Here is a 2,233-nt window from a genome sequence, read left to right as displayed (position 1 = left end):
GCCGCCGCCGTGCTCTACGCCCGCGACGCCCGCGGCGGCCGCATCGAGCCCTCGCGCCTGTCGCGCTTCATCACCCCGAAGCTCGACCTGCCCGGCGCCGACGCGGTGCTGACCCGGCTCACCCCGGCTGGCAGCAGCGCCGGCGGCCTGCTCCAGGCCTACAATCCGGCCCAGCCCGGCTACCTCGCCCTCAAGGCGAAGCTCGCCGCCCTGCGGGCGCAGCAGCCGAACCGCGCCGTGCCGATGGTGCGCCTGCCCAAGGGCCCGGCGCTCAAGACCGGCATGCGCGACCCCCGGGTGCCGCTGATCCGCGCCCGTTTCGGGCTCGGCGGCGCCCAGGACGCCACCGCCTACGACGAGCGCGTGGCGACGGCGGTCGCGAGCTTCCAGCGCGAGCGCGGCCTGAAGGCCAGTGGCGTCCTCGATCCCGCCACCGTGGCGGCCCTCGCCGGAGCCGCGCCCGGCAAGCAGGAGGCCGACCTCCTCGCCAACATGGAGCGCTGGCGCTGGCTGCCGGCGGAGCTCGGCCGCACCCACGTCTTCGTCAACGTCCCGGAGTACAAGGTCCGGGTGATGCGCGACGGCCGCGTCCTCGACGAGGCCCGGGTGATCGTCGGCAAGCCCGAATCCCCGACGCCGATCTTTTCCGGCGAGATGACCTACGCGGTGGTCAACCCGTCCTGGACGGTGCCGCCCTCGATCCTGAAGAGCCAGTTCCTGCCCGGCCTCGCCCGCGACCCGAACTACGCGGCGCGGCTCGGCTACCAGGTGGTGCGGCGCGGCAACGGCATCGCCATCCGGCAGCCGCCGGGCGAGCGCAACGCCCTCGGCTTCATCAAGTTCATGTTCCCCAACGACCACGCGGTCTACCTGCACGACACGCCGAACCGCAGCCTGTTCTCCCGCTCGGAGCGGGCGCTGAGCCACGGCTGCGTCCGCGTCGACGATCCGTTCCGCTTCGCGCAGGTCGTGCTCGGCCCGAACTGGCCGACGGAGCGCCTGAAGAAGCTGATCGGCAAGGGCGAGCGCACCGTGATGCTGCCGGAGAAGCTGCCGGTCCACCTCGCCTACTTCACCCTGGAGGCGGACGGATCCGGGACCTTGCGCAGCCTGCCGGACCTCTACGGCATCAACGCCCGGGTGAAGGTGGCGCTCGGGCTCTCGACCGAGGCGCTGCCCCCCGAGGCCGGCCAGAAGCCGAAGGTCGCGAGCCCGCGGCCGGCGGGCGCGGCCCCGCACCACCGCAACCTCGCTCAAGGCGCCCCTCACGGCGCACCCCGCCCGGCCCCGCGCCGGCCGGTGGCCGCGGCGACCGAGCCCGCCGAGCCGGTCGCGGTGCAGCCGGCGCCGGACTATTTCGGCGAGACCGGCGCCATCCGGCGCGGCTGGTGGTAGATGGGCCGTCGTCGCCCGGAACCGGCTGAGGGCGGCTGAGACGGAGCCGGCGGCCAGAGGGCGGTGACCTCCGGTCCCGCTCCCCGAGCGTCGCCGGGCCGAGGACCCGGACGGTCCTCCGGCTCATCCGGATGCCACCGCCTCACAGGTCCGCCGTCGCAGGCGCGGCCCGGGCGGCAGGCGGGGGAAGGTCGCCATGACGGGTCCGGCCATCGCGCCCGAACCGGTCATCGACGACGACACCGTCATGTCCCGCCCGAGCGTCTCGATCCTGCCGGATGATGGCGTCGAGATCACGATCGGAGGCCGGCCGAGATGGGGCAATGCGCCGGAAGGCCTTGGATGCGCTGCGCCCCGCCATGGCATCAAAAAGCCTGGTGCTCGCCCTCGACGACCTCGACGACACGACCGAAGCCGCGGAGATCATCGACGCCTATTTCGGCGAGTGACCTCGCGTTCTGAACCGATCACCCTGCCACTCGAAGAGTCGATGAAGGCGGGAGATGGAGCGTCCGGCCGCCGGTGCGCGAACGCCGTTTCTCCGTCAGGCGCCTGGCTGCCTGCAATGTGCGATCGATACCCTCGCGCCTTCGCATCGACACGTCGATGCGAAGGCGTCCGGCGCATCAGCGCCGGCGCCCGTTCGGGCTTGCCTTGCGCCTCCGAACGGGTCCGTTCGAAGACGCGGCGGTCTAATACCGTCGCGCCTCCGGCGCGATGTGCTGGGTCCGTCGCCGACGGCCGGGTGACGCCCTCGGGCTCGGCGCCTCGCCGTGAGGCGCCGAGTTCCCGGTCCTCAGCCCTGCTGCCGCTCGGCGCGCGGGCGCCACGGCGCCAT

2 protein-coding genes are annotated in these 2,233 nt (G+C 73.3%); both read left to right on the top strand.

Features of this window, described 5'->3' with window-relative positions; translation table 11 throughout:
• The coding region (locus VQ02_RS29215; RefSeq protein WP_048447764.1) for a L,D-transpeptidase family protein at positions 1-1,395 on the top strand (1,395 nt) is incomplete at its 5' end.
• Positions 1,396-1,718: 323 nt separating this feature from the next.
• Positions 1,719-1,844, top strand: a complete 126-nt coding sequence (locus tag VQ02_RS39870) for a hypothetical protein (RefSeq protein WP_280818973.1) — start codon at positions 1,719-1,721, stop codon at positions 1,842-1,844.
• Positions 1,845-2,233 lie beyond the last annotated feature (389 nt).

Source organism: Methylobacterium variabile (assembly GCF_001043975.1).
In the GTDB taxonomy this organism is placed as follows: Bacteria; Pseudomonadota; Alphaproteobacteria; order Rhizobiales; family Beijerinckiaceae; genus Methylobacterium; species Methylobacterium variabile.
This window is presented reverse-complemented; position numbering and strand designations above follow the sequence as displayed.

Excerpts from the sequence above, each read along its gene's own strand:
- VQ02_RS39870 (WP_280818973.1), top strand. The coding sequence starts at position 1,719 with ATGCGCCGGAAGGCCTTGGATGCGCTGCGCCCCGCCATGGCATCAAAA.